At 65.4% G+C, this 26,061-nt stretch carries 28 protein-coding genes; 18 read left to right on the top strand and 10 right to left on the bottom strand.

Translation table 11 applies throughout. The features are described 5' to 3' along the window. Positions 1-27: 27 nt before the first annotated feature. From hemA to DL238_RS11920, 3 genes are all read right to left on the bottom strand, one after another. On the bottom strand, positions 28-1,251 hold the full coding sequence (hemA, locus tag DL238_RS11930; RefSeq protein WP_115492467.1) for a 5-aminolevulinate synthase: 1,224 nt from the start codon (positions 1,249-1,251) through the stop codon (positions 28-30). 84 nt (positions 1,252-1,335) lie between these two features. After that, positions 1,336-2,133 carry a glutamate racemase gene (gene murI / locus DL238_RS11925; protein ID WP_115492466.1) on the bottom strand — a complete coding sequence of 266 codons (798 nt, stop codon included), beginning with the start codon at positions 2,131-2,133 and terminating at the stop codon, positions 1,336-1,338. Positions 2,134-2,167: 34 nt separating this feature from the next. Then, positions 2,168-2,866, bottom strand: a complete 699-nt coding sequence (locus DL238_RS11920) for an EF-hand domain-containing protein (RefSeq protein WP_115492465.1) — start codon at positions 2,864-2,866, stop codon at positions 2,168-2,170. 124 nt (positions 2,867-2,990) lie between these two features. On the opposite strand from DL238_RS11920, the gene plsY reads away from it, so the two are divergent. The 7 genes from plsY to DL238_RS11885 all read left to right on the top strand — a co-directional run bounded on the left by plsY (position 2,991) and on the right by DL238_RS11885 (position 9,377). Beyond that, a complete protein-coding gene (plsY, locus tag DL238_RS11915; RefSeq protein WP_115492464.1) occupies positions 2,991-3,602 on the top strand; it encodes a glycerol-3-phosphate 1-O-acyltransferase PlsY in 612 nt (203 codons plus the stop codon). After that, positions 3,599-4,696 carry a DNA-processing protein DprA gene (gene dprA, locus DL238_RS11910; RefSeq protein WP_115492463.1) on the top strand — a complete coding sequence of 366 codons (1,098 nt, stop codon included), beginning with the start codon at positions 3,599-3,601 and terminating at the stop codon, positions 4,694-4,696. Before plsY ends, dprA begins: the two co-directional genes overlap by 4 nt. Before the next feature lie 42 nt (positions 4,697-4,738). Continuing rightward, entirely contained in the window at positions 4,739-5,488 is a 750-nt protein-coding gene (locus tag DL238_RS11905; protein ID WP_115492462.1) for a hypothetical protein, read from the top strand. Then, complete coding sequence (locus DL238_RS11900; RefSeq protein WP_115492461.1) at positions 5,485-6,024, top strand: hypothetical protein; 540 nt, start codon at positions 5,485-5,487, stop codon at positions 6,022-6,024. Before DL238_RS11905 ends, DL238_RS11900 begins: the two co-directional genes overlap by 4 nt. Before the next feature lie 71 nt (positions 6,025-6,095). Beyond that, the gene (gene topA / locus DL238_RS11895; RefSeq protein ID WP_115492460.1) at positions 6,096-8,687 is read left to right on the top strand and encodes a type I DNA topoisomerase; all 2,592 of its coding nucleotides are present in this window, start codon (positions 6,096-6,098) and stop codon (positions 8,685-8,687) included. Beyond that, positions 8,687-8,869, top strand: coding sequence for a hypothetical protein (locus DL238_RS11890; RefSeq protein WP_115492459.1), 183 nt, complete (start codon positions 8,687-8,689; stop codon positions 8,867-8,869). The genes topA and DL238_RS11890 overlap by 1 nt, the downstream gene beginning before the upstream one ends. A gap of 157 nt (positions 8,870-9,026) precedes the next feature. Then, positions 9,027-9,377: an endonuclease domain-containing protein gene (locus tag DL238_RS11885; protein ID WP_115492458.1), complete on the top strand. Its 351-nt coding sequence runs from the start codon at positions 9,027-9,029 to the stop codon at positions 9,375-9,377. Positions 9,378-9,536: 159 nt separating this feature from the next. Here DL238_RS11885 and DL238_RS11880 read toward each other — a convergent pair whose 3' ends face one another. From DL238_RS11880 to lepB, 6 genes are all read right to left on the bottom strand, one after another. Then, the gene (locus DL238_RS11880) at positions 9,537-9,974 is read right to left on the bottom strand and encodes a hypothetical protein (protein ID WP_115492457.1); all 438 of its coding nucleotides are present in this window, start codon (positions 9,972-9,974) and stop codon (positions 9,537-9,539) included. Between the two features lie 414 nt (positions 9,975-10,388). Further along, on the bottom strand, positions 10,389-10,565 hold the full coding sequence (locus DL238_RS11875; RefSeq protein WP_181883903.1) for a hypothetical protein: 177 nt from the start codon (positions 10,563-10,565) through the stop codon (positions 10,389-10,391). Positions 10,566-10,844: 279 nt separating this feature from the next. Continuing rightward, the gene (locus tag DL238_RS11870; protein ID WP_115492455.1) at positions 10,845-11,048 is read right to left on the bottom strand and encodes a hypothetical protein; all 204 of its coding nucleotides are present in this window, start codon (positions 11,046-11,048) and stop codon (positions 10,845-10,847) included. Positions 11,049-11,195: 147 nt separating this feature from the next. Beyond that, complete coding sequence (era, locus tag DL238_RS11865; RefSeq protein ID WP_115492454.1) at positions 11,196-12,110, bottom strand: GTPase Era; 915 nt, start codon at positions 12,108-12,110, stop codon at positions 11,196-11,198. 119 nt (positions 12,111-12,229) lie between these two features. Further along, entirely contained in the window at positions 12,230-12,901 is a 672-nt protein-coding gene (gene rnc / locus DL238_RS11860; protein ID WP_115492453.1) for a ribonuclease III, read from the bottom strand. Next, positions 12,898-13,728 (bottom strand): signal peptidase I, encoded by an 831-nt coding sequence (gene lepB, locus DL238_RS11855; protein WP_115492452.1) that lies wholly within the window; start codon positions 13,726-13,728, stop codon positions 12,898-12,900. The genes rnc and lepB overlap by 4 nt, the downstream gene beginning before the upstream one ends. Positions 13,729-13,779: 51 nt before the next feature. On the opposite strand from lepB, the gene pgi reads away from it, so the two are divergent. The 3 genes from pgi (at position 13,780) to DL238_RS11840 (ending at position 16,812) form a co-directional block, all read left to right on the top strand. Next, positions 13,780-15,336 carry a glucose-6-phosphate isomerase gene (gene pgi / locus DL238_RS11850; protein WP_115492451.1) on the top strand — a complete coding sequence of 519 codons (1,557 nt, stop codon included), beginning with the start codon at positions 13,780-13,782 and terminating at the stop codon, positions 15,334-15,336. After that, positions 15,333-16,229, top strand: a complete 897-nt coding sequence (locus DL238_RS11845) for a DUF4886 domain-containing protein (RefSeq protein ID WP_115492450.1) — start codon at positions 15,333-15,335, stop codon at positions 16,227-16,229. The genes pgi and DL238_RS11845 overlap by 4 nt, the downstream gene beginning before the upstream one ends. A gap of 100 nt (positions 16,230-16,329) precedes the next feature. Then, complete coding sequence (locus tag DL238_RS11840) at positions 16,330-16,812, top strand: TspO/MBR family protein (protein WP_115492449.1); 483 nt, start codon at positions 16,330-16,332, stop codon at positions 16,810-16,812. Here the strand turns inward: DL238_RS11840 and DL238_RS11835 are convergent. Further along, complete coding sequence (locus DL238_RS11835; RefSeq protein WP_115492448.1) at positions 16,809-17,891, bottom strand: mechanosensitive ion channel family protein; 1,083 nt, start codon at positions 17,889-17,891, stop codon at positions 16,809-16,811. The two genes, DL238_RS11840 and DL238_RS11835, sit on opposite strands and share 4 nt — an antisense overlap. Positions 17,892-18,163: 272 nt before the next feature. Here DL238_RS11835 and DL238_RS11830 point away from each other — a divergent pair, with 272 nt between their 5' ends. The 8 genes from DL238_RS11830 (at position 18,164) to mce (ending at position 25,957) form a co-directional block, all read left to right on the top strand. Beyond that, positions 18,164-19,552, top strand: a complete 1,389-nt coding sequence (locus DL238_RS11830; RefSeq protein WP_115492447.1) for a DEAD/DEAH box helicase — start codon at positions 18,164-18,166, stop codon at positions 19,550-19,552. Between the two features lie 53 nt (positions 19,553-19,605). Further along, positions 19,606-20,313, top strand: coding sequence for a CDP-alcohol phosphatidyltransferase family protein (locus tag DL238_RS11825; protein WP_115492903.1), 708 nt, complete (start codon positions 19,606-19,608; stop codon positions 20,311-20,313). A 149-nt stretch (positions 20,314-20,462) separates the two neighbouring features. Continuing rightward, entirely contained in the window at positions 20,463-21,176 is a 714-nt protein-coding gene (locus DL238_RS11820) for a VV20781 family protein (protein ID WP_115492446.1), read from the top strand. Between the two features lie 70 nt (positions 21,177-21,246). Continuing rightward, positions 21,247-22,602 (top strand): glutathione-disulfide reductase, encoded by a 1,356-nt coding sequence (gene gorA / locus DL238_RS11815; RefSeq protein ID WP_115492445.1) that lies wholly within the window; start codon positions 21,247-21,249, stop codon positions 22,600-22,602. Between the two features lie 46 nt (positions 22,603-22,648). Next, positions 22,649-23,509 carry a hypothetical protein gene (locus DL238_RS11810; RefSeq protein ID WP_115492444.1) on the top strand — a complete coding sequence of 287 codons (861 nt, stop codon included), beginning with the start codon at positions 22,649-22,651 and terminating at the stop codon, positions 23,507-23,509. A gap of 52 nt (positions 23,510-23,561) precedes the next feature. After that, positions 23,562-25,094, top strand: coding sequence for an acyl-CoA carboxylase subunit beta (locus DL238_RS11805; protein WP_115492902.1), 1,533 nt, complete (start codon positions 23,562-23,564; stop codon positions 25,092-25,094). An 11-nt stretch (positions 25,095-25,105) separates the two neighbouring features. Then, a complete protein-coding gene (locus DL238_RS11800) occupies positions 25,106-25,501 on the top strand; it encodes a hypothetical protein (RefSeq protein WP_147291015.1) in 396 nt (131 codons plus the stop codon). Further along, a complete protein-coding gene (gene mce, locus DL238_RS11795; protein WP_115492442.1) occupies positions 25,502-25,957 on the top strand; it encodes a methylmalonyl-CoA epimerase in 456 nt (151 codons plus the stop codon). The last annotated feature ends 104 nt before the right edge of the window (positions 25,958-26,061 follow it).

Below are 26,061 nucleotides of genomic sequence, written 5' to 3'. Positions count from 1 at the left end.
GTTCCGCGGCAGCGCGGATTTCCGCGATCACGCGGCCTGCCGCAGCTCCAGGTCCATCCGGTCCCAGATTTCGGACAGCGCCTCGACCAGCTCGTGCATCATCGCTTCGGTGTGCGAGGGGCCGGGGGTGAAGCGCAGGCGTTCGGTGCCGCGCGGCACGGTGGGGAAATTGATCGGCTGTACGTAGACGCCATATTCGGCGAGCAGGATGTCGCTGATCCGCTTCGCCTTCACCGGGTCGCCCACCATCAGCGGCACGATATGCGTGGTGCTTTTCATCACCGGCAGTCCGGCCTCGGCCATCAGATCCTTGAGCTTGGCGGCAGAGGCCTGCTGCGCGTCGCGTTCTTCGCTGCTGGACTTGAGGTGCCTGACCGAGGCGAGCACACCCGCGACCAGCACGGGGCTGAGCGAGGTCGTGAAGATGAACCCCGGGGCGTAGCTGCGAACGCAGTCGACCACCCGCTTGTCCGCCGCAATATAGCCGCCCATCACGCCGAAGGCCTTGCCCAGCGTGCCTTCGAGGATGTCGATCCGGTGTGCGGCCTCGTCGCGTTCCGAAATGCCGCCGCCGCGCGCGCCGTACATGCCGACCGCGTGGACCTCGTCGCAATAGGTCAGCGCGTTGTGCTTTTCCGCCAGGTCGCAGATCTCATGGAGCGGCGCGACGTCGCCATCCATCGAGTAGACGCTTTCGAAGGCGATCAGCTTGGGCGTGTCGGGATCTTCGGCGGCGAGCAGTTCCTCGAGATGGTCGAGGTCGTTGTGCCGGAAGACGCGCTTGGCGCAGCCCGAATTGCGGATCCCTGCGATCATGCTCGCGTGATTGAGCTCGTCCGAAAAGATCACGCAGCCGGGCAGCAGCTTGGCCAGCGTGGAGAGCGTCGCGTCGTTGGAGACGTAACCGCTGGTGAAGATTAGCGCGGCTTCCTTGCCGTGCAGGTCGGCGAGTTCGGCCTCCAGCTCGATATGATAATGCGTGTTGCCGCCGATATTGCGCGTGCCGCCCGAGCCCGCGCCCACATCGTGTAGGGCCTCCTCCATCGCCTCGGTCACCTTGGGGTGCTGGCCCATCGCGAGATAGTCGTTGGAGCACCACACGGTGATCGGCTTCGGGCCGTTATGGCCGTGGAAGCAGCGCGCGTTGGGGTAGGCACCCTTGTTGCGCAGGATATCGATGAAGACGCGGTACCGGCCTTCCTCGTGCAGGCGATCGATCGCCGCGTCGAATATCTGGTCGTAGCTAGTCACGATGCCGCCGATCTAGGCCGCCAAAAGCGCCAATTCCAGCGCGATCTTTGCGAGCGATTCGCAAAGGTGGCGGTTATATTGCAATCAGAATTGCGTTGCGCGCATCAGTCCGTGCCGCTCGAGTATGGGGGTGAGCCCCGAGAGGCTCTGGGTGCTGCCGGTCGCGACCGCGAAATCACCCCGTTCGCGCGCGAAGGCCTGCCCTTGTGTCAGCGAGGCGATCCGCCGGGCGATCCCGTCCGCGCCGTCGACCAGCCGGACGTGCTGGCCGAAGACCGCGCGCAGCTCGTCCGCCAGCAGCGGGAAGTGCGTGCACGCGAGGACCAGCGTGTCGAGATCGGCGGCCTGGGGGTGGTCCCGCAGCGCCGCGACGGCCTGCGCGACCGCTCCGTCGGCCAGTGCTTCGCCCCGCATCTTCGCCTCGGCCAGCGGCACCAGCGCGTCCGCCGCGTGGCGGATCAGCCGCTTGTCCTGCGCGAACTCCGTCTCCAGCCGGTCGACATAGGGCTGGCGCACGGTCGCGCCAGTGCCGAGCAGGCCGATGACCCCGGTCTGCGTTCCGAGCGCAGCAGGCTTGATCGCGGGCACAGTGCCGACGATCGGGATTGCGAGCACGTCGCGCACCATACCCAGCGCGATGGTGCTGGCGGTGTTGCAGGCGATGCAGATCAGGCGCGGCTGGTAGCGTTCGGCCATCCGCCCCAGCAGGCCGCAGACCCGTGCGGCCACCTCCGCCTCGCTCTTCGTGCCATAGGGCAGGCCGGCGAAATCGGCGGCGTAGATGACCGGAGCATCGGGCAGGAGCCTGCGTACTTCGGCAAGAATGGTCAGCCCACCGACGCCGGAATCGAAGATAAGGAGGGGGGCGGAAGGTTCGGCCATCGGAACGGGGCGATGGCCGAGGACCCGGCGCCGGTCAACTTTCGGGCGAACGCACGACTTGCTTGATGTCGGAGATATCGATGTCGATTTCGGCCCAGCGCTCCACGCTCCAGGCCTCGTATTCATCGAAGGAAATGCGGCCGTTGGCATCCAGATCGGCGGTTGCGTAGAATTCATCGATCTGCGTGGGGTCCGAACTTTCGCCCAGAAACGCGATGCCCTCCCGTTCGACGAGCTCGCTCCGATCGAGAAATTCGACGGTCACAAAAGGCGATTCGGGGTTTTCGAGAAAACCGTTTCGGTCGCGGTCGAGCAGTTCGAAAACGCGTTCGAGATTACCATTTACTGCGATCTGGTCGGGCTCGACGGGCTGAAGAGCAGTGGCGAGAGCGAAAACGGTGACGAGAAACATGGCAATACCTCCAAATGCAATGATCGGGTATCGCCTCGATGGGGCAGGCGGCGTGGGTCGGTGAAGGTCCGGCGAGGCGGTTACGGTCCGGTTGTACCCCTCGGCCTGCGCAAAGACGCGCGCTGCATCCAGCGAGGTCGCAACGTCCAGCTTGGCGCGCGCCATTTTCAGCCGCTTCTCGACCGCGTGATGGGAGACGCCGAGCTCGAGCGCGATCTGCTTTGCGGTCTTGTGTTCGAGCCAGAGCCGCAGGCACTCGCGCTCCTTGGCGGTCAGGCGCGCGATTGCCGCGTTCTGCGCATCGATGTGCGGGCCGTTCATGGAATCGAGGCTTACCTGCCGCGACGGGCTGCGCAAGGTACGGTCTGCTGGTACTCCCACCGATCCGGGCGCAATTGTCCATAGGGGACTTCGACATGCGGCCCGGCCGGGCTATGGGAGCAGCATGGACACGCTTTTCGCCGCGCTGATCGGCTACCTCCTCGGATCGATTCCCTTTGGCTACCTCCTCACCCGCGCGGCGGGGCTGGGCGATGTGCGCGCGCAGGGCAGCGGCAATATCGGCGCCACGAATGTGCTGCGGACCGGCAACAAGAAGCTGGCGGCGGCGACGCTGTTGCTCGATCTCGCCAAGGGTCTCGCCCCGGTGCTAATCGCCCGCGCGCTGTTCGACCAGCCCGATGCGATGCCCGCCGCAGCCCTCGGGCCCGTGCCCGCCGCCGCGCTGTTCGCGGTGCTCGGCCACTGCTTCCCGGTGTGGCTCAAATTCAAGGGCGGCAAGGGCGTGGCGACCAATGCGGGCGTATGCTTCGGGCTCGCCTGGCCGCTGGGCCTGACCTACGCGATCGTCTGGCTGGCAGTGCTCGGCGGGCTGCGGATCAGTTCGCTCGCCGGGATGGCCGCGGTCCTATGCGCCGCCATCGCCGCCGCTGTCCTCGGATACGAGGCCCTCGTCCCGGTCCTCGCGCTGATCGCGGCGCTGGTCCTGTGGCTCCACCGCGCCAACATCGCCCGGCTGGTGAAGGGCGAGGAACCCAGGGTCGGCTCTGGAAAATGAGGGCGCTGTCGCAGGCAGAGGCGTTCGCGCGCATCCGCCTGCTGCGTTCCCCGCGTATCGGGCCCGTGAGTTTCGCACAGCTGCTCGCCCGCTATGGCAGCGGGGAGGCGGCGGTCGAGGCCTTGCCGGGCATCGCCAGGAAGGGCGGCGGGCATTACCAGCTGGCGCGCGAAGACGCCGTGCGGCGCGAGGTCGAGGCGGTGAAGCGCCACGGCGCGCGCTACCTGTTCCACGACCAGCCGGACTATCCGCAGGCGCTCGCCGAATGCGAGGGCGCGCCGCCGGTCATCACGTATCGGGGCGACCTGTCGCTGGCGAGCAGGCCGGTCGTCGCGATGGTCGGTGCGCGCAACGCCAGTGCGGCGGCGGTGAAGCTGGCGCGCGAGTTCGCGCAAGGTCTGTCGGCGGAAGGCTTCGTCGTCGTCTCGGGCCTGGCGCGCGGGATCGACGGGGCGGCGCACGAGGGTGCATTTCCCAAGACCATCGGCGTGATCGCGAGCGGGATCGAGATCGCCTATCCGCCGCAGCACGCCGATCTGCAGGAGCGGATTGCGAGCGAGGGCCTGCTGATTGCCGAACAGCCTCCGGGTACCGAGCCGCGCGGCAGCCACTTCCCCAGCCGCAACCGGATCATTGCAGGGCTGGCGCTCGGCACGCTGGTGGTGGAGGCGGCGGTCAAGTCCGGCTCGCTCATCACCGCGCGGCTGGCGGGCGAATACGGACGCGAGGTGATGGCGATCCCCGGCAGCCCGCTCGATGCGCGCAGCCACGGCTGCAATCATCTGATCCGTGAAGGCGCGGTGCTGGTGCAGGAGCCTGGCGACGTGGTCGAGCTGCTGAGCAGCTTCGACGGCGCGCCGCGCAGCACCTTCCGCGAACCCTCCGCCGCTTTCGAGGCCGTGGCCGAGGAGCTGTCGGACGCCGAACCCGCCGATATCGCCAGCCTGCTGACCAGCGCACCGGTCGGCGTCGACGAGCTTATCCGCCAGTCCGGCGCGCCCGCAGCCGCCGTGCAGCTCGCGCTGCTCGAGCTGGAAATTGCCGGGCGGCTGGCACGCCATGCGGGCGGCAAGGTGAGCCTTTCCTCCGCCTGATCATCGGGTTATTCGGGCACCGGGACACTTCAAGGGGGCATCATGGATCGTGAAGCGGACGTAGGCGGTATTCTGAGCCAGACCTTGGATGTCGCCAGCGGCGCGGCGCGCGCGGTGGCGGTCTACGTGCTGCTGCTGGGGCTGTTCAACGGGATCGGCGGACTGTTCGGACTCGCGTCGCTGGAGGACGACATGTTTTCCCTCGGGTTCGACTACGATTTCCTGGTCGGCGAAACCTACGGCCTCCTCGGCGCCCTCTTCGAGTTTGCGGGCCTGCTGTTGTTCGTGATCGCCACCTATTTCCTCCTCGCGCAGATGATGGCGGCGGTCGGGCGGCCGATGCGTCGCGGCGCACGGTTCTGGAGCTTCGTCGGCATGTCGATCCTCGCGATGATCGGGGTGATGATCGGCTTCGTGCTGTTCATCATTCCCGCTGTCATCCTGACCGTCCGCTGGGCGGCGGCGAACGGGTTTGTCCTGAACGGAGAACACTCGGTAACCGAGGCGCTCGGCGCGAGCTGGGAGGCGACCGACGGGCACGGTCTGTCGATCTTCGGCGCCGGGCTGGTGCTGTGGATCGCGCTGGCGGTCCTCAGTTCGATCGTGGTGGGCGTGGCCGTCGGGATCGGCTTTACGGGGGCGAACGAGTCCTTTTCGCCGCTGCTCGCGGTCGCGATGGCCATCTCGGGCTTCGTCGAAGCCTTCGGCAATGCGCTGAGCTTCGCGTTCAGCATCGCGGTGTTCCACCTGGTCGCGCCTTCCGATACCGGCGTGGCGGATGTGTTCGAATGAGCATCAGCTTGAATTTTCACCGCAAATGGGCGCTCGCCATTCCCGCAGTGATCTTCGGGTGTTACGCGCTTGGGGCGCTGTTCGGGCAGGACCAGGTCGAGGACGGTGACTGGGTGGCAATCACCTTGGTCGCACTGGTGGGAATGCCGTTCGTGATCTTTGTGCTGGCGGTTGGTGCGCTCGTTGCCATCTTCACACGATCAAGTTCGTCCGCCCCCGCAATGCGGCTGGCAGACCGATTTCTACCCGCGATTGTCCTTGCCATATCGATCGTGATTATGAGCGGCATCATCCAGCATGACGCGCGCAAATCCAAACTTGCCTTTGCCGCTGCTCACAGGTCCGATTTTTCCGGGCCACCGCCGACGGCAGTTGTTTACTCCGAGGGCATTCCTGATGGAGGCGAAGCAATCGTGAGGCTTCCCGATCGCAATCCGGAGCGCTTACCACAATCGGTCATGCTCGATCTGACCGGCGAGAGAATTAAGCGCTGCACGCGCTTGGACGACGAATTCTGGGCATGTCATTTCGATTGAGCGCTTGACGAACCGCTTCCCCGATTCCCACTCTCGCGCGTACGTACACGTGAAGGAACGCCCCCACTCTTATGCAACTCGTCATCGTCGAATCACCGGCCAAAGCCAAAACCATCGAGAAATATCTCGGCAAGGACTTCAAGGTTCTCGCCTCCTACGGCCACATCCGCGACCTGCCGCCCAAGGACGGCAGCGTGCGGCCGGACGAGGATTTCGCGATGGACTGGGAGATCTATTCCGACCAGCGCAAGCGTAGCCAGGTCAAGGCGATCGCCGATGCGGCCAAGAATGCCGACCGCCTCGTCCTCGCAACCGACCCCGACCGCGAGGGGGAAGCGATCAGCTGGCATGTGCTGGACATGCTCAAGAAGCGTAAAAGCCTGCCGACGAACGTGGACCGGGTGACCTTCAACGCGATCACCAAGGGCGCGGTGACCGAGGCGATGAAGAAGCCGCGCGCGCTCGACCAGGATCTGATCGACGCCTATCTGGCGCGCCGCGCGCTCGATTACCTGTTCGGCTTCACGCTCAGCCCCGTGCTGTGGCGCAAGCTGCCCGGTGCCAAGTCGGCAGGCCGCGTGCAGTCGGTCGCGCTGCGCATCATCGTCGACCGCGAGCGCGAGATCGAAGCCTTCAAGGCCGAGGAATACTGGTCGATCATCGCCAATTTCGAGCAGGACGGCACGCCGTTCACCGCGCGCCTCGTCACGCTCGACGGCAAGAAGCTCGACAAGATGACCTTGGGCGACGAGGGCAGCGCGATGGCCGCCAAGCAGGCGGTCGAGGACGGGCGCTTCACGGTCGAGGGGATCGAGACCAAGCCGGTCAAGCGCAACCCCGCGCCGCCGTTCACCACCTCGACCCTGCAGCAGGAGGCGGCGCGCAAGCTCGGCTTCTCCGCCAGCCACACGATGCGGTGCGCGCAGTCGCTCTACGAAGCGGGCGCGATCACCTACATGCGTACCGACGGCGTGAGCATGGACCAGAGCGCCATCGACGCCTGCCGCGATGCGATCACCGATCGCTACTCCGCCGAGTATCGCCCGGAAAAACCGCGTTTTTACAAGACCAAGGCGAAGAATGCTCAGGAAGCGCACGAAGCCATCCGGCCGACCGATTTCCGCAAGGACAAGGCGGGATCGGGCGATGAGGCGCGCCTGTACGACCTGATCTTCAAGCGCGCTCTCGCCAGCCAGATGGCCACCGCCCAGCTCGAACGCACCACGGTCACGCTGACCGAGGGCAGCGGGCAGCATTCCTTGCGCGCGACCGGCCAGGTGGTGAAGTTCCCCGGCTTCCTCGCGGTCTATCAGGAAAGCTTCGACGACAAGGACGACGAGGACGGCGGCCTGCTGCCGCACATGCGCGAAGGCGATGCCCCGGCGCGCAAGTCGGTCGAGGCGAACCAGCACTTTACCCAGCCGCCGCCGCGCTATTCCGAAGCATCGCTGGTCAAGCAGCTGGAAGAGCTGGGCATCGGGCGCCCGTCCACCTACGCATCGACCATCCAGACGCTGCGCGACCGCGAATATGTGCGGATCGAGAAGAACCGCTTCTTCGCCGAGGAATCGGGCCGCCTGCTGACCGCCTTCCTCGAACGCTTCTTCCCCACCTATGTCGCCTACGACTTCACGGCGGGGATGGAGGAAGAGCTGGACGATGTTTCCGGCGGGCGCGCCGAGTGGAAGGCGATCCTCGAAGCGTTCTGGAAGGACTTCAAGCCCAAGTCGGACGAGGTCATGGAGCAGAAACCGTCGGACATCACGGCGGTGCTCGACACGTTCCTCTCCGACTACCTCTTCCCCAAACGCGCCGACGGCAAGGACCCGCGCTTCTGCCCGCTGTGCGACCAGGAAGGGCGCGCCGGGGGCCGCCTGCACCTGCGTGGTGGCCGCTTCGGTGCCTTCGTCGCGTGCGAGAACTACCCTGAGTGCAAATTTACCCGTCGTTTCGCGCAGCCGGGCTCGGACGCCGACGAGGTGGCCGAGGATGCGGTCCTGGGCGAAGATCCCGAGACCGGCCTGCCGGTCGAGCGCAAGACGGGCCGTTTCGGGCCGTACCTGCAGCTGGGCGAGGGCAAGGAAGCCAAGCGCGCAAGCATTCCCAAGGATGTGCCCGAGCTCGATCTGGAGATGGCGCTCAAGCTGCTCAGCCTGCCGCGCATCGTCGGCCAGCACCCGGAGACGGGCAATGATATCGAAGCGTCCATAGGACGTTACGGCCCGTACCTGCGGCACGATGGCAAGTACGCCAAGCTGACCAGCACGGCCGATGTCTTTGAAACCGGCATGAACGCCGCAGTCACCATGCTCGCCGAGGCGGCGCAGAAGGGCGGCCGCGGGCGCGCCAAGGCGGAGCCGATCAAGGTGCTCGGCAAGCACCCGACCTCGGAGGCCGAGATGAAGGTGATGCCGGGCCGCTACGGTCCCTACGTTACCGACGGCACGACCAACGCGACCATCCCCAAGGACGTAAAGCCGGAGGATGTGACCGAGGAGCAGGCGATCGAACTGATCAACGCCCGCGCTGCCAAGGGCCCGGCGAAGAAGAAGAAAAAGGCGCCTGCCAAGAAGAAGGCGGCGCCGAAAAAGGCAGCTGCGAAGAAGCCTGCCGCGAAGAAGGCTGCCGCGACGAAAGCCACCGCCAAGAAGGCGGACGACTGATGGCGAAGGACAAGTTCGAGCGGCACAAGCAGCCCTGGACGGGTGAGGAGGCGGGCCAGTTGAAAACGCTCGCCTCCAAAGGGCAGGGCCTCAAGCAAATCGCCAAAGCCCTGAACCGCAGCGAGGAATCGACCAAGGACTTCGCGAAGAAGAACAAGATCGCGATTGCGAAGAAGCGGTAGAGATAGCCCCTCCGACCCGACGCCTGTTAGCGTCGGCCCACCTCCCCATTTGCGATTGCATCGAAAATGGGGAGGATCGGTTGCATGATCCTCCCCGAATTGCGTAGCCATTTGGGGAGGTGGCAGTCGCCGCAGGCGGCTGACGGAGGGGTGAAAAATGCCGCGTCCGAAAAAAACAGGCGATACCGCCAGAGCTCGCCAGCTCCGCCAGAAGATGTCGCTGCCCGAAGTGCTTCTTTGGCGGGAATTGCGCAAACAGTCGGACGTCAAGTTCCGCCGCCAGCACCCGCTCGGCCTTTACGTGCTCGACTTCTACTGCGCCGCAGCGAAGCTGTGCATCGAGATCGATGGTATCGCGCACGACATCGGAACTGCACCGACGCGCGATGCCATCCGCGACGAATGGTTGCGCGAGCAGGGGATTAAGGTGCTCCGGATCGCTGCCAGCGAAGTCCTGCGATCGCCGCACGAAGTCGCGGAAGGCATCCTGCGACTCTGCGCTCGCTAGCCCCTCCGAGCCGCTGCCTAACGGCATCGGCCCACCTCCCCATTTGGCTTCGCAAAATGGGGAGGATTGTCTTGGGGTGATCCTCCCCGCTTTGCCGCAGGCCAAGTGGGGAGGTGGCAGCCGCGCAAGCGGCTGACGGATGGGTTCTTTAATTCCCCCTTACTGCACCACCGGCACGTCGGTGATGGTCGCCAGCGCTTCATCGCCGCAGGTGATGACGATTTGGCGGATTGCCGAGTACGGCGTCGTTTCGGCGTAGCGCACTTCAGTCGGCGTGATGACCTGCATAGTCATGCCGTCGGGCTTCTCGGCCTCGAGGCGGAAGCGCAGGCCGGGAGGGTTCATGCGATCCGCCGGGCCGCCGATCAGTTCGACCGACCAGCCGGGGGTGGGCATGTCGACTTCGCCGGTGATGTGCAGTGTCGGCTTCGCGCCCGGCCCGGGCATCGTGTCGATCCACGCCTGCCAGTCGCGCGATTCGTAGACCGGGCATTCGTCTGCCGGGGGCGTGGAGGTGGGCGGCGCATCGTAGGCCGCGCAGGCCGAGAGCGAAAGCGTGCCGGCGGCGAGAGCGGTAAGGTGGGGAAGGGTGCGCAAGATAGGGTCTCCAATTGCGGAATTGTGGCCAATGCGGCCCCGCACGGCCTGTCCGGACGAGGTTCTGCGGCTATCCTAGCGATTTGACGGAGACGAAAGCTGAATGCCTTGCCGACGCGCGGGCAAGGTGCGCAACGCCGGATCACTCCGGTCGCTTTGACATCCAGGAACGCGTGGATCTTGCGGACGAGCTTTCCGCTCGGCTGTACGCGCTGATTTGCGTGCATGTGCCCAGCGAACCCCGGCCGCGCGCAATCGCGCAAAAGCATCGGCGCTAGACCTAGTCTCGCATTTCCGGAGCGGAAACGAAAACGCCCACCGGGCCGGCGGGCGTTCCCGATTTTCTATGGGCAGTTATCCGGAGGGGGCGCCGCCGCCTTCAGGCTCGACGGTGCCCCCTCCAACTTCCTGGAATTAGTGGCTCCACCCCTGGGGCATGTCGGGCGCGCCATTGGGGTAGAAGCTGTTGCCGACCCATTCGCCGCCGGGGAAGCGCTCGTTGAGGTAGTCGTACCAGCTCTGGCCGGGCGCGGGATTGCCGCCGCCGACCATGTCGTGTTCTTCGCGCGATAGCGTGTGGATGCCGGTCATCATTGATCCTCCTGTTGACATGGGCCTTCAGCGTAGGATCGCGAACAATCGGCGCATATCGAACGGATGTTCTAGTCCGGAACGGCTAGTGTGACGGCCGGGGATTTCGCTCCACTCCTCGCGCTGCGTTGCGCGGATACCTCTGCGGACCCCCGGCGGCCCGCAAAAGCTCCATGAGCATTGGCACCATCATGTATCTCACACGCCGGAGCCTAGACGCGATTGCCCTGCGGGGCGCCGCCTTCACGGTCGGCGGCGCCCCGTTCCGGCTTCCCGGAACTAGTGGCTCCACCCCTGGGGCATGCTCGGTGCGCCATTGGGGTAGAAGCTGTTGCCGACCCATTCGCCGCCCGGGAAGCGGTCTTCGAGGTCGCCGACCGGATAGCCGCCCGGCCAGTAGTCGTAGAGGTCGGACTGCATCTCCGGATTGCCGCCACCGACCAGGTCGTGTTCTTCGTGCGAAAGAGTGCGAATGCTCGTCATGATTGATCCTCCTTTTGACGTGAGCCTTCAGGGTACGATCGCGGGAGGGAAGCGCCTATCGGACGGGCATTCTAGTTCACAGGGGCTAGAATGCTGCCGTTTCGGTCGATCGGGGATGCCGGAAAGGCCGGCGACTTCGCGACCCGCTCACTTCGTCCAGTCGAGCCCCATTTCCTCGAACATTTCCTTGTCCTCGGCCCAGTTCTCCGTCGCCTTGACGTGCAGGAACAGGTGGACCTTGCGTCCCAGCAGCTCGCTCAGTTCGGTGCGCGCGGCGGTGCCGATTTCCTTGATCCTGCTGCCACCCTTGCCGAGCACGATGGCGCGCTGGTTGTCGCGCGCGACGACGATCTGCTGGTGGATCTCGACGCTGCCATCCTCACGCTCGATATACTTCTCGGGCCGCACCGCGCTGTCGTAGGGCAGTTCCTCGTGCAGCTGGCGATAGAGCTGTTCGCGCGTGATCTCGGTTGCCAGCAGGCGCTCCGACGCGTCGGACACCTGGTCTTCGGGATACATCCACACGCCTTCGGGCAAGAGCTGGGCGAGCGCATCCTTCAGTTCCGGAACGCCGTCGCCCGTCAGTGCGGAGATGAAATAGATTTCCGCGAAATCGACTTTCGTGCCCAGCTCCTGCGCCAGCGCGAGCAGCGGCTCCTTCTTCGCCCTGTCGACCTTGTTGAGGACGAGGATCTTCTTTTCGGGCCGGCCCGCCAGCTGTTCGATCAGCGGCTCCAGCTCGTGCCGACGCTGCTTGATCGGATCGACCAGCAGCAGCACCGCGTCCGCGCTTTCCGCGCCTTCCCACGCGGCGCTGACCATCGCGCGGTCGAGCCGGCGGCGCGGCGCGAAGATGCCCGGCGTATCGACCAGGATCATCTGCGTGTTGGCGTCATCGCCGTCGTGCAATGCAATGCCCAGCATCCGTGCGCGGGTGGTCTGCGCCTTGGCGCTGGTGATGGCGACCTTCTGGCCGACCAGCGCGTTGACCAACGTGGACTTGCCCGCATTGGGCGCGCCGAGCACGGCCACGACGCCGCATTTGGTAGATTTATCAGTCATATAACCTTTTCCCCTCCCCTTCGAGGGGGAGGCCGGGTGGGGGTGGCCCAGCGATTGCGGGAGGCAGTACACCCACCCCCGACCGCTCCCCCAAGGGAGGGGAGTGCAAGCACCTGCGCCTACCCATACTGCTCCATAAACGCTTTTGCGGCCGCCGTCTCGGCCTCCTGCTTGCTGCTGGCGGTGGCCTCCGCCGCGCCGACCTTGTTGACCGAGACGCGCACGGTGAAGCGCGCGTTGTGATCGGGGCCGGAGCGGTCGACGAGTTCGTATTCCGGCGGCCTGCGGCGATTGCCCGCCGCCCATTCCTGCAGCGCCGACTTGGGATGCTTCGCGCGCCCCGCGTCGCCGTCGACCGCCTCGGCCCACAGGATGTGCACGAGGTCGCGCGCGCTTTCGTACCCGGCTTCGCGCATCTGCGCGCCGAGCAGCGATTCCATCACATCGCCGAGGATATTGTCGCTATCGGATGCGCCATCGTCGCGCGCCTGCCGACCCAGCCGGAGGTGGTCTGGCACGCCGATCGCGCGCGCCACCTTCGCGCAGGCGGCCTTGCTGACCAGCGCGTTGAGCCGCTGGGCGAGTGCGCCTTCGCTGGCATCGGGCTGTTTCTCGAACAGCCAGGCTGCGATGGCGAGGCCGAGCACACGGTCGCCGAGAAATTCGAGCCGCTGGTAATCGCGCTTTTCGCCCAGACTCCCGTGGGTCAGCGCCTCGGTCCAGGCGGCCTCGTCTTGCGCGGCGAAGCCCAGTTCGCGCAGCCATGCCCTGGTCGCGTTCCAATCGCTCATAGCGGTTTTCCAGTCCGGTTGCGCCGCAGGCTTGCCGGCCAGCTTTCGGGATCGAGCCATTCGCCGGTGCCGTCGAACGACCACAGCACCGTGCCCGGCTTGCCCACCAGCAGGCTCTGGCTGACGAAGCCGATACCGCCGCCGGGCAGGGCGGGGAAGCGGCTGTCCATCGAATTGTCGCGATTGTCGCCCAGCAGGAACATCGTGCCCGCGGGCACTTCGCGCGGGCCCCAGTTGTCCTGCGGGGTGCGACCGAAGTCGAGCACTTCGTAGCTGACTCCAGAGGGAAGGTATTCGCGGTTGCGGCGGTATTGGCAATCGGTACCGCCCGCAGCGCGCGCTTCCTCGCGTCCGCCCCAGCCGCACGGGCTGTTGGGGCTGACGGCGACGATCGCATCGTCGGCGCTCGCCTGGCTCAGGACCTGGCCGTTGAGGACGACGAAGCCATTGCGCATCGCGACCTCGTCGCCCGGCAGGCCGATGACGCGCTTGACGTAATCCGTGCCGTCGACCGGGTGCTTGAATATCACGATATCGCCGCGCTGGGGCTGGTGCGCGAACCAGCGGCCCGGGATCAGCGGGAGGTCGAAGGGCAGCGAATTGCTCGAATAGCCGAAGGGCCACTTCTTCGCCGCGATCGTGTCGCCCGGCATCAGCTGCGGCAGCATGCTTTCGCTCGGGATCGTGAAGAGCGAGAAGGCGAAGGTCCGCACGGCCAGTGCGACAAGGGCGACGCACAGCACGAGCGTCAGCAGGCTGGCGAGCCCGCCACCGCGCGACCGGTCGTCGGCGCCACCGGCACCGTCAGCTTCACCCTTTCCATCCATCGTCTCAGCACCTAGGCGCTGATGGCAGGCAGGCAACAGGATTTTACGACGATGACCGATCTTGGGAGCAAGAACGCAGCAGCAGCCTGGAAGCGGATCGAGGGGCTGCCCGACACGGCGCTGGCCGATCTCTTCGCGCAGGACGCAGGCCGGGTGGAACGGCTTTCGGGCCGGATCGGCTGGGGAGAGGGTGAGGACGTCGCCGGCATCCGCTTCGACTGGTCGAAGACGCACCTGACCGAAGAGATGCTCGATGCGTTCGAGGATCTGGCGGAGGCGAGCGATTTCGACGCCAAGCGTGCGGCGCTGCTTGCGGGCGACGCGATCAACGTCACCGAAGGCCGCGCGGCGGAGCATACCGCGCAGCGCGGCCTCGGCAGCGAGGCGAGCGTGGAGGAAGCGCAGGCGCTGCTCGCGCGGATGCAGATGCTGGTCGAGGCGATCCGGGAAGGCGCGCTGGGCGATGTGAATCACCTGATCCACATCGGCATCGGTGGCTCCGCGCTCGGCCCCGCGCTCGCGATCGACGCGCTCACGCGCGACCTCGCTTTTGTCGACTGCCATGTCGTCTCCAATATCGATGGGGTGGCGCTGGAGCAGGCCTTCGCGGCATGCGACCCGAAGACGACACTGATCGCGGTGGCATCGAAAACCTTCACCACGATCGAGACGATCACCAATGCCGAAAGCGCGCTGCGCTGGCTGCGCGAAAACGGCGTCGACGACCCGCACGGGCGCGTGGTCGCGCTGACCGCCAATCCCGAAGGCGCGGTGGAATGGGGCGTGGACGAGACGCGCGTGCTGCCCTTCATGGAAAGCGTCGGCGGGCGTTACTCGCTGTGGTCGAGCATCGGCTTCCCGGTGGCGCTGGCTGCGGGGTGGGACGATTTTGCCGCGATGCTGGAAGGTGCGGCGGCGGTCGATGCGCATTTCCGCGACGCGCAAGGCCGCGACAACCTGTGTCTGCGCGCGGCCTTTGCCGACCAGTACTACGCCCGTGCGCGCGGTTGCCAGACCCGTGCCGTGTTTGCCTATGACGAGCGGCTGGCGCTGTTTCCGAGCTATCTCCAGCAGCTGGAAATGGAGAGCAACGGCAAGCGCGTGACGTCCGAGGGCGAGCCGGTCGACGGCCCGACCGCCCCGATCACCTGGGGCGGGGTGGGCACCGATGCGCAGCATGCGGTGTTCCAGCTGCTCCATCAGGGCACGCATCTCGTGCCGGTCGATTTCATTGCGAGCATCGCTCCGGGGGATGCGCTGGACCCGGCGCATCACGCGATTTTGCTGACCAACTGCTTCGCGCAGGGTGCGGCGCTGATGGCGGGCGGCAATATGAGCGCCGACGGGAAAGACCCGGCGCGCGAATTTCCCGGCAACCGCCCCAGCGCGACGATCCTGTGCGACGATCTCGACGCGGCGACGCTCGGCGCACTGATCGCCTTCCACGAGCATCGCACCTTCGCCAATGCGGTACTGATGGGCATCAACCCCTTCGACCAGTTCGGCGTCGAGCTGGGCAAGAAGATGGCCAAGGATATCGAAGGCGGCGCGGCGGACTTCGATGCGAGCACGAAGGCGCTGCTTGAGGCGGCGGGATTGAGCGAATGATCCGTTTCTTTGCCACCATCCTCGGCGCGTGTTCCCTCATGGCCTGCGCACCCGGTGTGGCGCAGGAGGCGCCCGCATCCGTGCAGTCGCAAAACGCGCCGCAGCGCATCCTCTTCGTCGGCAACAGCTTCACCATGGGCGCCAATTCCGCCGTGTTGCGCTATCGGCCGGACAGTGTGGAGGACATCAATGGCGAAGGCGTGGGCGGGATCCCCGCGCTGTTCGCAAAGTTCGCCGAGCAGGCCGATCTTGCATGGAGCGTCGCCCACGAAACGCGCGGCGGCACCACGCTCGATTTCCACCTCAACGAGCGGCGCGCGCAGATCGAGCGTCCGTGGGATGTGGTGGTGATGCAGCAATTCTCCGTCCTCGATCCCCAGAAGCCCGGCGATGCGAGCGACACCGTGCGCGATGCGCCCGCGCTGGCGGATATGTTCGCGGCCCAGAACGACGATGTGCAGGTCTACCTGCTGGCCACCTGGACCCGCGCCGACCAGGCATGGAAGCCGGAAGGGCACTGGTACGGACAGCCGGTCGAGGCGATGACGCTGGATGTGCGGCGCGGACTCGACCAGGCCGATGCCGCGTCGGACGAAATCGACGGCGTGATCCCGGTGGGGGAGGCGTGGAACCGCGCGATGGCGACGGGCATCGCGGACCCCAATCCCTACGACGGGCGCGACTACGGCAAGATCGACCTGTGGAGCTACGACCATTACCACGCCAGCGCGGAAGGGTCCTACCTCGAAGCGCTGGTGATCTTCGCGCAGATCACGGGCTACGACGTACGCCGGTTCGGCCCGCAGGAACGCGCGGCGCACGAGCTCGGGATCGACCCGAAGGTGGCCGAAGCGTTGCAGAAGGTGGCGATGGCTCAGCTGGGCGCGGAATAGCCGGACAGCGCAGGCTGCTCTCGCGCTCCTGCGTACCGAATGGGACTGTCCGATAGGCAACATCATTGTCAGAGGTGACGAGCGCGCGTAGCGTTCGGCCATGACCTTCCCGATCATCTTCGCCGTGGTGTGGGCGCTGGTCCTTACTGCCGGCGGCGGGCTGCTGACCAAGATCGGCGCGTGGTACCACGATCTCGCCAAGCCCAGCTGGCAGCCGCCCGACTGGCTGTTCGGCCCCGCGTGGACGACCATCCTCGCGCTGGCGGGCTGGGCTTTCGTGCTCGCATGGAATGGCGCACCCGAGAGCGATCGCCCGCTGCTGATCGGTCTCTATCTCGCGAACGGGCTGTTCCACTTCCTGTGGTCGCCGCTGTTCTTCACTGCGAAACGCCCCGACTGGGCGCTGGTCGAGGTGCCGTTCCTGTGGGCTTCGGTGCTCGCGCTGACGATTTTCCTGCGCGAATGGTCGGTCGCGGCGAGCTGGATGATCGTGCCCTATCTGGCGTGGGTCAGCTTCGCGGCGATCCTCAACTGGAAGATCTTCAAGCTCAACGGCCCGTTCGGAGCGAAAGCCACCACCTAGGCAGGCGCGTCGGCGTCCACCTCTTCCACCAGCCGCAGCTTGGCGAAATCCTGCGGGCGGTTGTCCGCCAGCCATTCCATCATGCCCTCGCGGATATCGCACCTGAGGTCGAACAAGGTGGGCGAGTCCTTCGCACTCATCAGCAGGCGCACTTCCTTGGAATCGCGCGTCGTCTCGGTCACCTGCACAACCTTCACGCGGCCGTCCCAGCGCGGGTTCTCGGCCACCTGGCGGAGGAATTCCTCGCGCAGCGGGCCGATCGCGGCCTTGGGGTCGAGATGGAGGAACACCGTGCCCAGCAGCTGCGCGGTCTGCTTGGTCCAGTTCTGGAAGGGTTTCTCGAGGAAATAGCTCGTCGGCACCACCAGCCGCCGCTCGTCCCAGATCTTCACCACCACGTAGGTGGTGCGGATATCCTCGATCCAGCCCCATTCGCCTTCGAGCACAACGGCATCGTCGATATTGATCGGCTCGGTCAGCGCCATCTGCACGCCCGCGATCAGCGATTTGAGCGCAGGCTGGGCGGCGGCGCCGACCGCGAGGCCCGCGAGACCTGCCGAGGCGACCAGCGTCACCCCGATGTCGCGCACGCCGGGGATCGCCAGCAGCATCAGGCCGATGGTCACGAAGACGATGATGAAGGTCGCGATACGGCTGAACATCGTCAACTTGGTCCGCTTGCGCCGAGCCTTGAGATTGTCCGCCACCGAAATGTCGGCCTTCAGCTTCGCCGCCTCGACCAGCGCGCGCAGGATCGCGAGTGCCATCCAGCCGACCACGGCGGGCAGGACGAAGGTCGCGATATCGGACCACACTTCGCGCAGTTCGGGAACCTCGCGCGCCGCCATCATCAGCGCCAGGACGACGAACGCCAGCCGGGTAGGGCGATGGAGATGGCGGACGACGATATCGTCCGCGCTTTCGTCGGTCCGCCGGGCGAACCGCCGCAGCACGAAGAACAGCGCGGCGTGCAGTCCCAGCGCCAGAACCACCGCCATCCCCGCGGCGAGCGCAGCGTGAAGCGGGTCGGCCAGCAAGGCCGTGCTCTCGTCGATCGTTTCGCTGATGGGTTCGATCATCGCGAATGCCCCCTTTCCTCGCTTTCGCAACGTGCGCGAAAGCAGAGAGTTTCGCAAATGCGAAGGGACCGCATTGACTTTGCCGCTGCAATGCACCATCTGCGGCCTATCGAAGCGCGCGCCTGCGTGAAGCGAGCGGCCTGACAAAGCCCCTCCCGGCAGCCCTTCGGTCCTTTTCCAGAGACTTCCCTTTTCACGCGGGTCGTTTTGACACCCGCGCCGCGCGAGCTGTGACTCTGCGCGCCGCATATTTTGCGAGTTTTATACTTCCTATGACACAGTTTTCAGACCTCGGCCTGTCGCAGCCCGTTCTCCAGGCGCTCGACCTCCAGGGCTATAAGGAACCCACGCCGATCCAGGCGCAGGCCATTCCGCCCGTTCTCGAAGGGCGCGACCTGCTGGGTATCGCGCAGACGGGCACCGGCAAGACCGCCGCTTTCATGCTGCCCAGCATCGATCGCCTGCGCGATGCCGACAACCAGACTCCGTTCAAGTCCTGCCGCATGCTGGTGCTCGCGCCGACGCGCGAACTGGCCGGGCAGATCGCGCAGAGCGCCAAGGATTACGGCGCGCTCGCGGGCCTCAAGGTGCAGTCGATCGTCGGCGGTACCTCGGTCAACAAGGACCGCAACAAGCTGCACCGCGGGACCGACATCCTCGTCGCGACGCCGGGCCGCCTGCTCGACCTCATAGATCAGCGCGCTTTCAACCTCGACGGCGTCGAAATCCTCGTGCTCGACGAAGCGGATCAGATGCTGGACCTCGGCTTCATCCACGCACTGCGCAAGATCAACGAACTGACCCCGAAGGATCGTCAGACGCTGTTCTTCAGCGCCACGATGCCCAAGGCGATCAAGGAACTGGTCAGCCAGTACTGTCGCAACCCCGTGCAGGTCTCGGTCACCCCCGAAAGCACCACGGCGGAGCGGATCGATCAGTACCTCTTCATGGTCCAGCAGGACGAGAAGCAGAGCCTGCTCGAACTCATCCTGTCGGGTCGCCACGAAATCCCCGGCAAGCTCGAACGCGTGCTCGTCTTCGCGCGGACCAAGCACGGCTGTGACCGTGTGGTGAAGAAGCTGGCGCAGGTGAACATCGCGGCCAACGCGATCCACGGCAACAAGAGCCAGCCGCAGCGCGAGCGCGCGCTCGACGAGTTCAAGCGCGCCAAGACCCCGGTACTGGTGGCGACCGACGTCGCCGCGCGCGGGATCGACATTCCCGGCGTCAGCCACGTCATCAACTACGAACTGCCCAACGTGCCCGAGCAATATGTGCACCGCATCGGGCGGACCGCGCGTGCGGGGGCCGACGGTATCGCCATTGCCTTCTGCGCCGAGGACGAGCGGCAGTATCTCAAGGATATCCGCAAGACGACCGATGCCGAGTTCGAACGCCTGCCGCTGCCGGAGAACTTCCGCGCCGTGGTCGAAGGCGTCGGCCCGACCAAGCCCGCGCCCAAGCAGCAGCGCGGCCAGCGCGTCAGCCCCAAGCCGATCGGCGAAGGTGCGCGCAAGCCGAAGAACAAGCACCCGAACCGCAAGGGCAAGCCCGGCGGTCAGGGTCGTGGGGGCGCCGGTGGCCAGAACCGCAGTGGCGGCCAGCGGCGGCGCAACAGCCGTCCCGGCGGCGGTGGCGAACGTTCGAGCAGCCAGGGCTAACCACCCACGCTAGAGCTTGCATGAGGCGCTTCGCCGCGCGATACGACCGCACAATGGACCCGGTACAATCCAGCGGCGACGCCTCTCCCGCCAACCCTCAACCCATCCACCGCGTGCAGCAGAATGTGCTGGCACGCGGGGAAAGATGGCTGCTCGATCGCCTGTGCGCGCGCATGCCCCGCTGGGTTTCGCCGGACATGCTCACCTTCGCTGGCATGATCGGGGCGCTTGCGGTCTTCGCAGGCTATGCCGCGAGCAATCTGGGCGATGGCTGGATGTGGCTCGCGATCGCCGGATACGTGCTCCACTGGTTCGGCGATTCGCTCGACGGGAGTCTCGCGCGCTTTCGCCGGATCGAGCGCCCGCGCTACGGCTATTTCCTCGATCACAGCTGCGACGGGCTGGCGACGACGCTGGTCGTGCTGGGGCTCGGTGCTTCGGGCTATGTGCAGCTGGAAGTCGCGCTGGTGGCGCTGGCGGGCTACCTGCTGATGTCCATTCACGCATTCCTGTCGGTAAGGGTCATGGGCGAACTGCGCCTGTCCTACCTGAAGGCGGGCCCCACCGAACTGCGTTTGATCCTGATTGCGATGACGCTGGCGATGATCGCGCTGGGCCCGACTCCGTTGGTGGGCCTGTTCACTGGCTTCGACTTTTTCGTCGGGGCCGTGGGCGTATTGCTGATCTGCCTCTTTGCGGTGCAGACTGCCTCCGTGGCGCGCAAGCTTGCGATCGAGGAACCGGCTGTCAAATTCCGCTAGGATCGGTGTTTGAGGTAACTGCTGGTCGACGGCTCGAAGAGGTTCGTGGAGCCGTGCTCTCGCCCGACAGCCATCATTCACATTTCCGGTAGCAATCGTGGAGACGGCGCTTGCACTCCCGCTCGCGTCGCTTTGTGAAAGTTCTTCCCATGCGTCGTTTCTTTCCCCTTCTGGGGGTCTGGGCGCTTGCCGCCTGTTCCTCCATCCAGCCCGCGCAGATGCGGCTTCCCGCAAGCTTCACTCCTTCCTCGGTCACGACTACCAGGATTTCCGGCTTCAACGGCTGGAACACTGGCGAGTTCGAAGCCGGTGAATACAACGGCTCCTACCAGCGCTCGGAAGGGCGACTGGCTTTTTTCGATAGTTGGATCCAGCGTTCGGCCAAGGCGCGCTTCGCGATCGCCGGGCCGGAAATCTCCTCGACCATCGAAGCGCGCTGCCGCATGCGCGAGCGTGCGCTCAAGCTCGACGACGGGATCGAGGTTACGACGAAGCCGATGGCCTATGGCTGCGAATTCACGGCCGACGGGCGCAACATTCCCGCCCGCTTCGAGCTGCAGGAAGTGACCGGCGGCGGCACCGCGTCCTATCGCTACGAGAGATACGGCGAGATCGCGCTCGGTGGAGAGATCGTGCGGATCCGTTCTGCCCATGAACTGGAGGGCACGCCAATGGGTATGCTCACCCCCATCGGTTACGTGTTCGAACAGCGCGGTCGCGCAGTCGGCGCGCTCGAGCTCAACGGCAGCCCCGAACTGATCCTGCCGACCGGCACCGATCCGGGTCTTGCCCGCACGCTGACTGTCGCGGCGCTCGCACTCGCGGTATTTCAGGACCCCGCGAACCGGGCGATCGACGATTGATCCCTGGGGGGACGGTTGAAGAGACAACCCGCGCCCGCCATATCCCGCGCTCTTGCAAGCTGGAGCGCACATGGCCGACCCCCAATATGATTACGACCTCTTCACCATCGGTGCAGGCTCGGGCGGGGTGCGCGCGAGCCGCGTGTCCGCCGCGCTGGGTGCCAAGGTTGCAATCGCGGAAGAGCACCGGATCGGCGGGACCTGCGTCATCCGGGGCTGCGTGCCCAAGAAGATGCTCGTCTACGGCGCCCATTTCGCGGAAGACTTGGAAGACTGCCAGCGGTTCGGCTGGGATATCGGAGAGCGCAGCTTCGACTGGATCAAGCTGCGCGACAACGTGCTCGACGATGTGACCCGGATCGAAGGGGCCTATACCGACACGCTGGAGAGCCATGACGTCGAGATCTTCAAGGAGCGCGCCGAGATTACCGGCCCGCACGAGATCACGCTGGCGAGTGGACGGAAAGTCACAGCAAAGCACATCCTGATCGCCACCGGCGCGCGTCCGCGCATGCCCGAGTGCCAGGGTGCCGAACACGCGATCTCTTCCAACGACGCGTTCCATCTCGACGAACTGCCGAAGAAGATCATCATTGCAGGCGGCGGCTATATCGCCAACGAGTTTGCGGGCATTTTCAACGAGTTCGGCTGCGATGTTCACATCGTCAACCGCGGCGACCGGCTGCTGCGCAGCTATGACGAGGCGGTGCGCGACCGGTTGCTGCAGATATCGACCACGAAGGGGATCAAGTTCCGCTTCAACACCACCTTCGAATATATCAAGCCGTGCGACGATGGCGGCTATTTCGTGAAGCTGTCGGATTGCGACGAGGAGAAAGCCGACCTCGTGATGTTCGCGGTGGGCCGTATTCCCAACACCGAAGGTCTCGGGCTCGACACAGCGGGCGTCGAGCTGGGCGAGGGCGGAGAGATTAAGGTCGACCGGTTCAGCAAGACCAATGTCGACCACATCTACGCCGTCGGCGACGTGACCGATCGCGTCCAGCTCACGCCCGTGGCGATCCGCGAAGGTCAGGCCTTTGCCGAAACCGTGTTCGGCGGCGGCGATCCGGTCGCGGTGGATCACAGCTGCGTGCCCAGCGCGGTGTTCAGCCATCCGCCGATCGCCGCAGTCGGCATGACCGAGGGCGAGGCGAAGGAGAAGCTGGGCAGCGTGAAGGTGTACCTGTCCGACTTCCGGCCGATGAAAAACGTGCTCGCGGGCCGCAACGAGCGCAGCCTGATGAAGATGGTCTGCGACGGCGACAGCGGCAAGATCGTGGGCATCCACATGATCGCGCCCGAAGCGCCCGAGATGATGCAGGCCGCCGCGATCGCGGTGAAGGCCGGGCTGACGAAGGCGGACTTCGATGCGACCGTCGCGATCCACCCGACGATGGCGGAAGAGCTGGTGCTGATGCGCTGATACGGGGTTCAGCGGCGGTCAAGCCGACTGCCGCGATCCTGCCACGATGCGCATCCTCACCGCCTCGATCGCCCTTCTCGCAGCCTGCGCCCCGACAACGGGCGAGGAGAACTCGGCCGAACCCCCGGAGCCGGGCGCACCGCTAAGCTACGCGACGCAGGTCGAGGCGCCGACGCCCGAATATGCGCAGCTGGCCAGGCAAGCGCGGCTGGATGGCGAAGACTATGTCCGCCGCGATGCCACCACGCCACCGCCCGCCAACGCGCGTGAGATCGGCCAGGCGTGGTATGACCGGCTGGAGGCACGGCATGCACTTCTGGGAGCCGGGTTTGCCGGCAAGGGGCCGGACGGTCCGCTGACCCACCTCGACGTCGGGATGACGCAAAGTCAGTTCGAAAAATGGGCGGACGAGCAGGGCTGGGATGTCCCCACGCACATTTCATGGACCTTCGTTCCCGCGATGAACCTGCCCGCAGTCTCCGACGCGGCGAAGCCCGGCATCCGCTACTGGCCCGCATCCTCGGCCCGCACGGGCGCGCAGAACGAGGCCCTGCTGTCCGGCCGCGTCGAACTGCGCGACGGCTGTTTCTGGGCGACGCAGGGCGATGGGGAGGCGGACAAGCTCGCCTTTTTCCACGCCGAGATCGGGCTCGATCGCGATCCAGAGGGCTATTACATCCTGACCGACCGGGTCGGCGGGCAGACGCGCGCCCGGCTTGGCGAACCGATGAGCTGGGGCGGGCCGCCCAGCGCCTATATCGGCGCGCAGGCCGAACGCGAGCTGCGCGAAGCCTGCGGCGATGCGCCGGTCCTCGTGGTCGGCTCGCCCGAAAGCCGTGAGCGGTTTGCCACCCAATACCCGCACACGCGCGATCCTGTGCCCCCTCCGCCGCCCTCCACCGATTGACCACCGCGGCCCAGCCGTGCAACGCATCCCGCAAAGTTTCAGAGGGATGCCGATGTCAGCCAATATTGCCGAAATGGAACAGCGCCGCGAAGCCGCCCGCATGGGTGGCGGTCAGAAGCGGATCGATGCGCAGCATGCCAAAGGCAAGCTGACCGCGCGCGAGCGGCTGGATGTGCTGCTGGACGAGGGGAGCTTCGAGGAGCTCGATACCTACGTGGTCCACGACTGCACCGATTTCGGCATGGAAGACCAGCAGATCATGGGCGACGGCGTCGTCACCGGATCGGGCACGATCAACGGCCGGCTGGTCTATGTCTTCAGCCAGGATTTCACGGTCTTCGGCGGTTCGCTGTCAAAACGCCATGCGGAGAAGATCTGCAAGGTGATGGACACCGCGATGAAGGTCGGCGCGCCGGTCATCGGCCTCAACGATTCGGGCGGCGCGCGCATCCAGGAAGGCGTCGCCTCGCTCGGCGGCTATGCCGAGGTGTTCCAGCGCAACGTGCTCGCGTCGGGCGTCATCCCGCAGATCAGCGTCATCATGGGCCCGTGCGCGGGAGGCGCGGTCTATAGCCCCGCGATGACCGACTTCATCTTCATGGTGAAGGACAGCTCCTACATGTTCGTCACCGGGCCCGAGGTGGTGAAGACCGTCACCAACGAGGTCGTCACGCAGGAAGAGCTGGGCGGCGCGGTGACGCACACCACCAAGACCAGCGTGGCCGACGATGCGTTCGAGAACGATATCGAAACGCTGATGGCGACGCGCCGCTTCTTCGACTTCCTGCCGCTGTCGAACCGCGAGCCGGTGCCCGAAATGCCGAGCAATGACCCGTGGGATCGCGAGGAGACCAGCCTCGACACGCTGATCCCCGACAATGCGAACCAGCCCTACGACATGCACGAGGTGATCGCGAAAACGCTCGACGACGGCGACTTCTTCGAGGTCCAGCCCAAGCATGCCGCGAACATCATCTGCGGCTTCGGCCGGGTCGAGGGCCGCACCGTGGGCGTGGTCGCCAACCAGCCGATGGTGCTGGCGGGCGTGCTCGACATCAACTCGTCGAAGAAAGCCGCGCGTTTCGTGCGTTTTTGCGATGCGTTCGACATCCCGATCGTGACCTTCGTCGACGTGCCCGGCTTCCTCCCCGGCACCAGCCAGGAACTCGGCGGTATCATCAAGCACGGCGCGAAGCTGCTGTTCGCCTACGCCGAGGCGACCGTACCCAAGATCACCGTCATCACCCGCAAGGCCTATGGCGGCGCGTACGACGTGATGGCGTCCAAGCACTTGCGCGGCGACCTCAACTACGCCTGGCCGACTGCGGAGATCGCGGTGATGGGCGCGAAGGGCGCGGTGGAGATCATCTTCCGCCAGGACCGCGACGATCCCGAAAAGATCGCCGAGAAGACCAAGGAATACGAAGACCGCTTCGCCAACCCCTTCGTCGCCGCCTCACGCGGCTATATCGACGAGGTCATCTACCCGCACTCGACCCGGCGGCGGATCGCGCTGGGACTGCGCAAGCTGCGCGGGAAAGAGCTGAGCAACCCGTGGAAGAAGCATGACAATATTCCCTTGTGAGGGAGGTTCTGATGCAGCGGCATGACGATGAAGACGAAGCGCTAGAGAAGGCACCAATCATTTTGTTGGGCGTGCTCGCTCTAGTGTTTGTGGTTTACGTTTCCTGGGGCGAGGACCAGCCTCGCGCAGCGTATGAACCTGAAACCCAAAGCGTTGCGAATGAGGCGTTAGACTATGACGTCATGGAATCAGGGACAGCCGAGTATGCCGCTGATGCGGACAACCCTTCGAACACGATTGACCGGGTGAACCGGACTTTGCTCCCCCAAGAACGGGAGGAATGGGCCTCTGACCCCAATTCCTACGGTTTTAACGAAGATGATCGCGCGTTTTTGGAGGAGCATGGCGTGAGCGAGGCTGAAGCTCGTGCTATGGAAACCATCCTCCGGGAGAACGGAGTAGATTGAATGAAACTCGGCCGTCTCAACCATATCGGCGTCGCGACGCCTTCGATCGCGGACTCGATTGCCTACTACCGCGACACGATGGGCGCGGTGCGGATCACCGAGCCTTTCGACCTGCCCGAACAGGGCGTGAAGGTCTGCTTCGTCGATACGCCCGACAGCACGGGCGAAGTCGGCAAGGGCACGCAGATCGAGCTGATCGAGCCGTTCGACGAGGCGAGCCCGATCAACGGCTTCCTCGCCAAGAACCCCGCCGGCGGCCAGCACCATGTCTGCTACGAGGTGGAAGATATCGAGGCGGCGCGCGAGTGGTTCGAGGGGAAGGGCAAGCGCATTCTCGGCCCCACGCGCATCGGTGCGCACGGCACGCCGATCTTTTTCCTCCACCCCAAGGACATGATGGGCCAGCTGACCGAGATCATGGAGACGCCGAAGGACGGCGCACACTGGTCGAACTGACCCAATAGCCCTCTCCCCATGTGGGGAGAGGGTTGGGAGAGGGGAGTTCGACGCGTCGTACCCTGTGCGCCCCTCTCCAAGCGTCGCCAGGCCGCTTCGCGACC

The sequence above is a fragment of the Alteriqipengyuania lutimaris genome (assembly GCF_003363135.1).
In the GTDB taxonomy this organism is placed as follows: Bacteria; Pseudomonadota; Alphaproteobacteria; order Sphingomonadales; family Sphingomonadaceae; genus Alteriqipengyuania; species Alteriqipengyuania lutimaris.
Note: the sequence above shows the minus strand (reverse complement) of the source record. Positions and strands in the feature narration are given on the sequence as shown.

Excerpts from the sequence above, each read along its gene's own strand:
- DL238_RS11905 (WP_115492462.1), top strand. The coding sequence starts at position 4,739 with ATGGATCGTGAAGCGGACGTAGGCGGTATTCTGAGCCAGACCTTGGAT.
- DL238_RS11830 (WP_115492447.1), top strand. The coding sequence starts at position 18,164 with ATGACACAGTTTTCAGACCTCGGCCTGTCGCAGCCCGTTCTCCAGGCG.
- lepB (WP_115492452.1), bottom strand. The coding sequence starts at position 13,728 with ATGGATGGAAAGGGTGAAGCTGACGGTGCCGGTGGCGCCGACGACCGG.
- DL238_RS11920 (WP_115492465.1), bottom strand. The coding sequence starts at position 2,866 with ATGAACGGCCCGCACATCGATGCGCAGAACGCGGCAATCGCGCGCCTG.
- DL238_RS11870 (WP_115492455.1), bottom strand. The coding sequence starts at position 11,048 with ATGACGAGCATTCGCACTCTTTCGCACGAAGAACACGACCTGGTCGGT.
- DL238_RS11825 (WP_115492903.1), top strand. The coding sequence starts at position 19,606 with ATGGACCCGGTACAATCCAGCGGCGACGCCTCTCCCGCCAACCCTCAA.
- DL238_RS11820 (WP_115492446.1), top strand. The coding sequence starts at position 20,463 with ATGCGTCGTTTCTTTCCCCTTCTGGGGGTCTGGGCGCTTGCCGCCTGT.
- DL238_RS11805 (WP_115492902.1), top strand. The coding sequence starts at position 23,562 with ATGTCAGCCAATATTGCCGAAATGGAACAGCGCCGCGAAGCCGCCCGC.
- topA (WP_115492460.1), top strand. The coding sequence starts at position 6,096 with ATGCAACTCGTCATCGTCGAATCACCGGCCAAAGCCAAAACCATCGAG.
- pgi (WP_115492451.1), top strand. The coding sequence starts at position 13,780 with ATGACCGATCTTGGGAGCAAGAACGCAGCAGCAGCCTGGAAGCGGATC.
- DL238_RS11845 (WP_115492450.1), top strand. The coding sequence starts at position 15,333 with ATGATCCGTTTCTTTGCCACCATCCTCGGCGCGTGTTCCCTCATGGCC.
- DL238_RS11800 (WP_147291015.1), top strand. The coding sequence starts at position 25,106 with ATGCAGCGGCATGACGATGAAGACGAAGCGCTAGAGAAGGCACCAATC.
- era (WP_115492454.1), bottom strand. The coding sequence starts at position 12,110 with ATGACTGATAAATCTACCAAATGCGGCGTCGTGGCCGTGCTCGGCGCG.
- DL238_RS11840 (WP_115492449.1), top strand. The coding sequence starts at position 16,330 with ATGACCTTCCCGATCATCTTCGCCGTGGTGTGGGCGCTGGTCCTTACT.
- DL238_RS11900 (WP_115492461.1), top strand. The coding sequence starts at position 5,485 with ATGAGCATCAGCTTGAATTTTCACCGCAAATGGGCGCTCGCCATTCCC.
- dprA (WP_115492463.1), top strand. The coding sequence starts at position 3,599 with ATGAGGGCGCTGTCGCAGGCAGAGGCGTTCGCGCGCATCCGCCTGCTG.
- plsY (WP_115492464.1), top strand. The coding sequence starts at position 2,991 with ATGGACACGCTTTTCGCCGCGCTGATCGGCTACCTCCTCGGATCGATT.
- gorA (WP_115492445.1), top strand. The coding sequence starts at position 21,247 with ATGGCCGACCCCCAATATGATTACGACCTCTTCACCATCGGTGCAGGC.
- DL238_RS11810 (WP_115492444.1), top strand. The coding sequence starts at position 22,649 with ATGCGCATCCTCACCGCCTCGATCGCCCTTCTCGCAGCCTGCGCCCCG.
- mce (WP_115492442.1), top strand. The coding sequence starts at position 25,502 with ATGAAACTCGGCCGTCTCAACCATATCGGCGTCGCGACGCCTTCGATC.
- DL238_RS11885 (WP_115492458.1), top strand. The coding sequence starts at position 9,027 with ATGCCGCGTCCGAAAAAAACAGGCGATACCGCCAGAGCTCGCCAGCTC.
- DL238_RS11835 (WP_115492448.1), bottom strand. The coding sequence starts at position 17,891 with ATGATCGAACCCATCAGCGAAACGATCGACGAGAGCACGGCCTTGCTG.
- DL238_RS11890 (WP_115492459.1), top strand. The coding sequence starts at position 8,687 with ATGGCGAAGGACAAGTTCGAGCGGCACAAGCAGCCCTGGACGGGTGAG.
- murI (WP_115492466.1), bottom strand. The coding sequence starts at position 2,133 with ATGGCCGAACCTTCCGCCCCCCTCCTTATCTTCGATTCCGGCGTCGGT.
- rnc (WP_115492453.1), bottom strand. The coding sequence starts at position 12,901 with ATGAGCGATTGGAACGCGACCAGGGCATGGCTGCGCGAACTGGGCTTC.
- DL238_RS11875 (WP_181883903.1), bottom strand. The coding sequence starts at position 10,565 with ATGACCGGCATCCACACGCTATCGCGCGAAGAACACGACATGGTCGGC.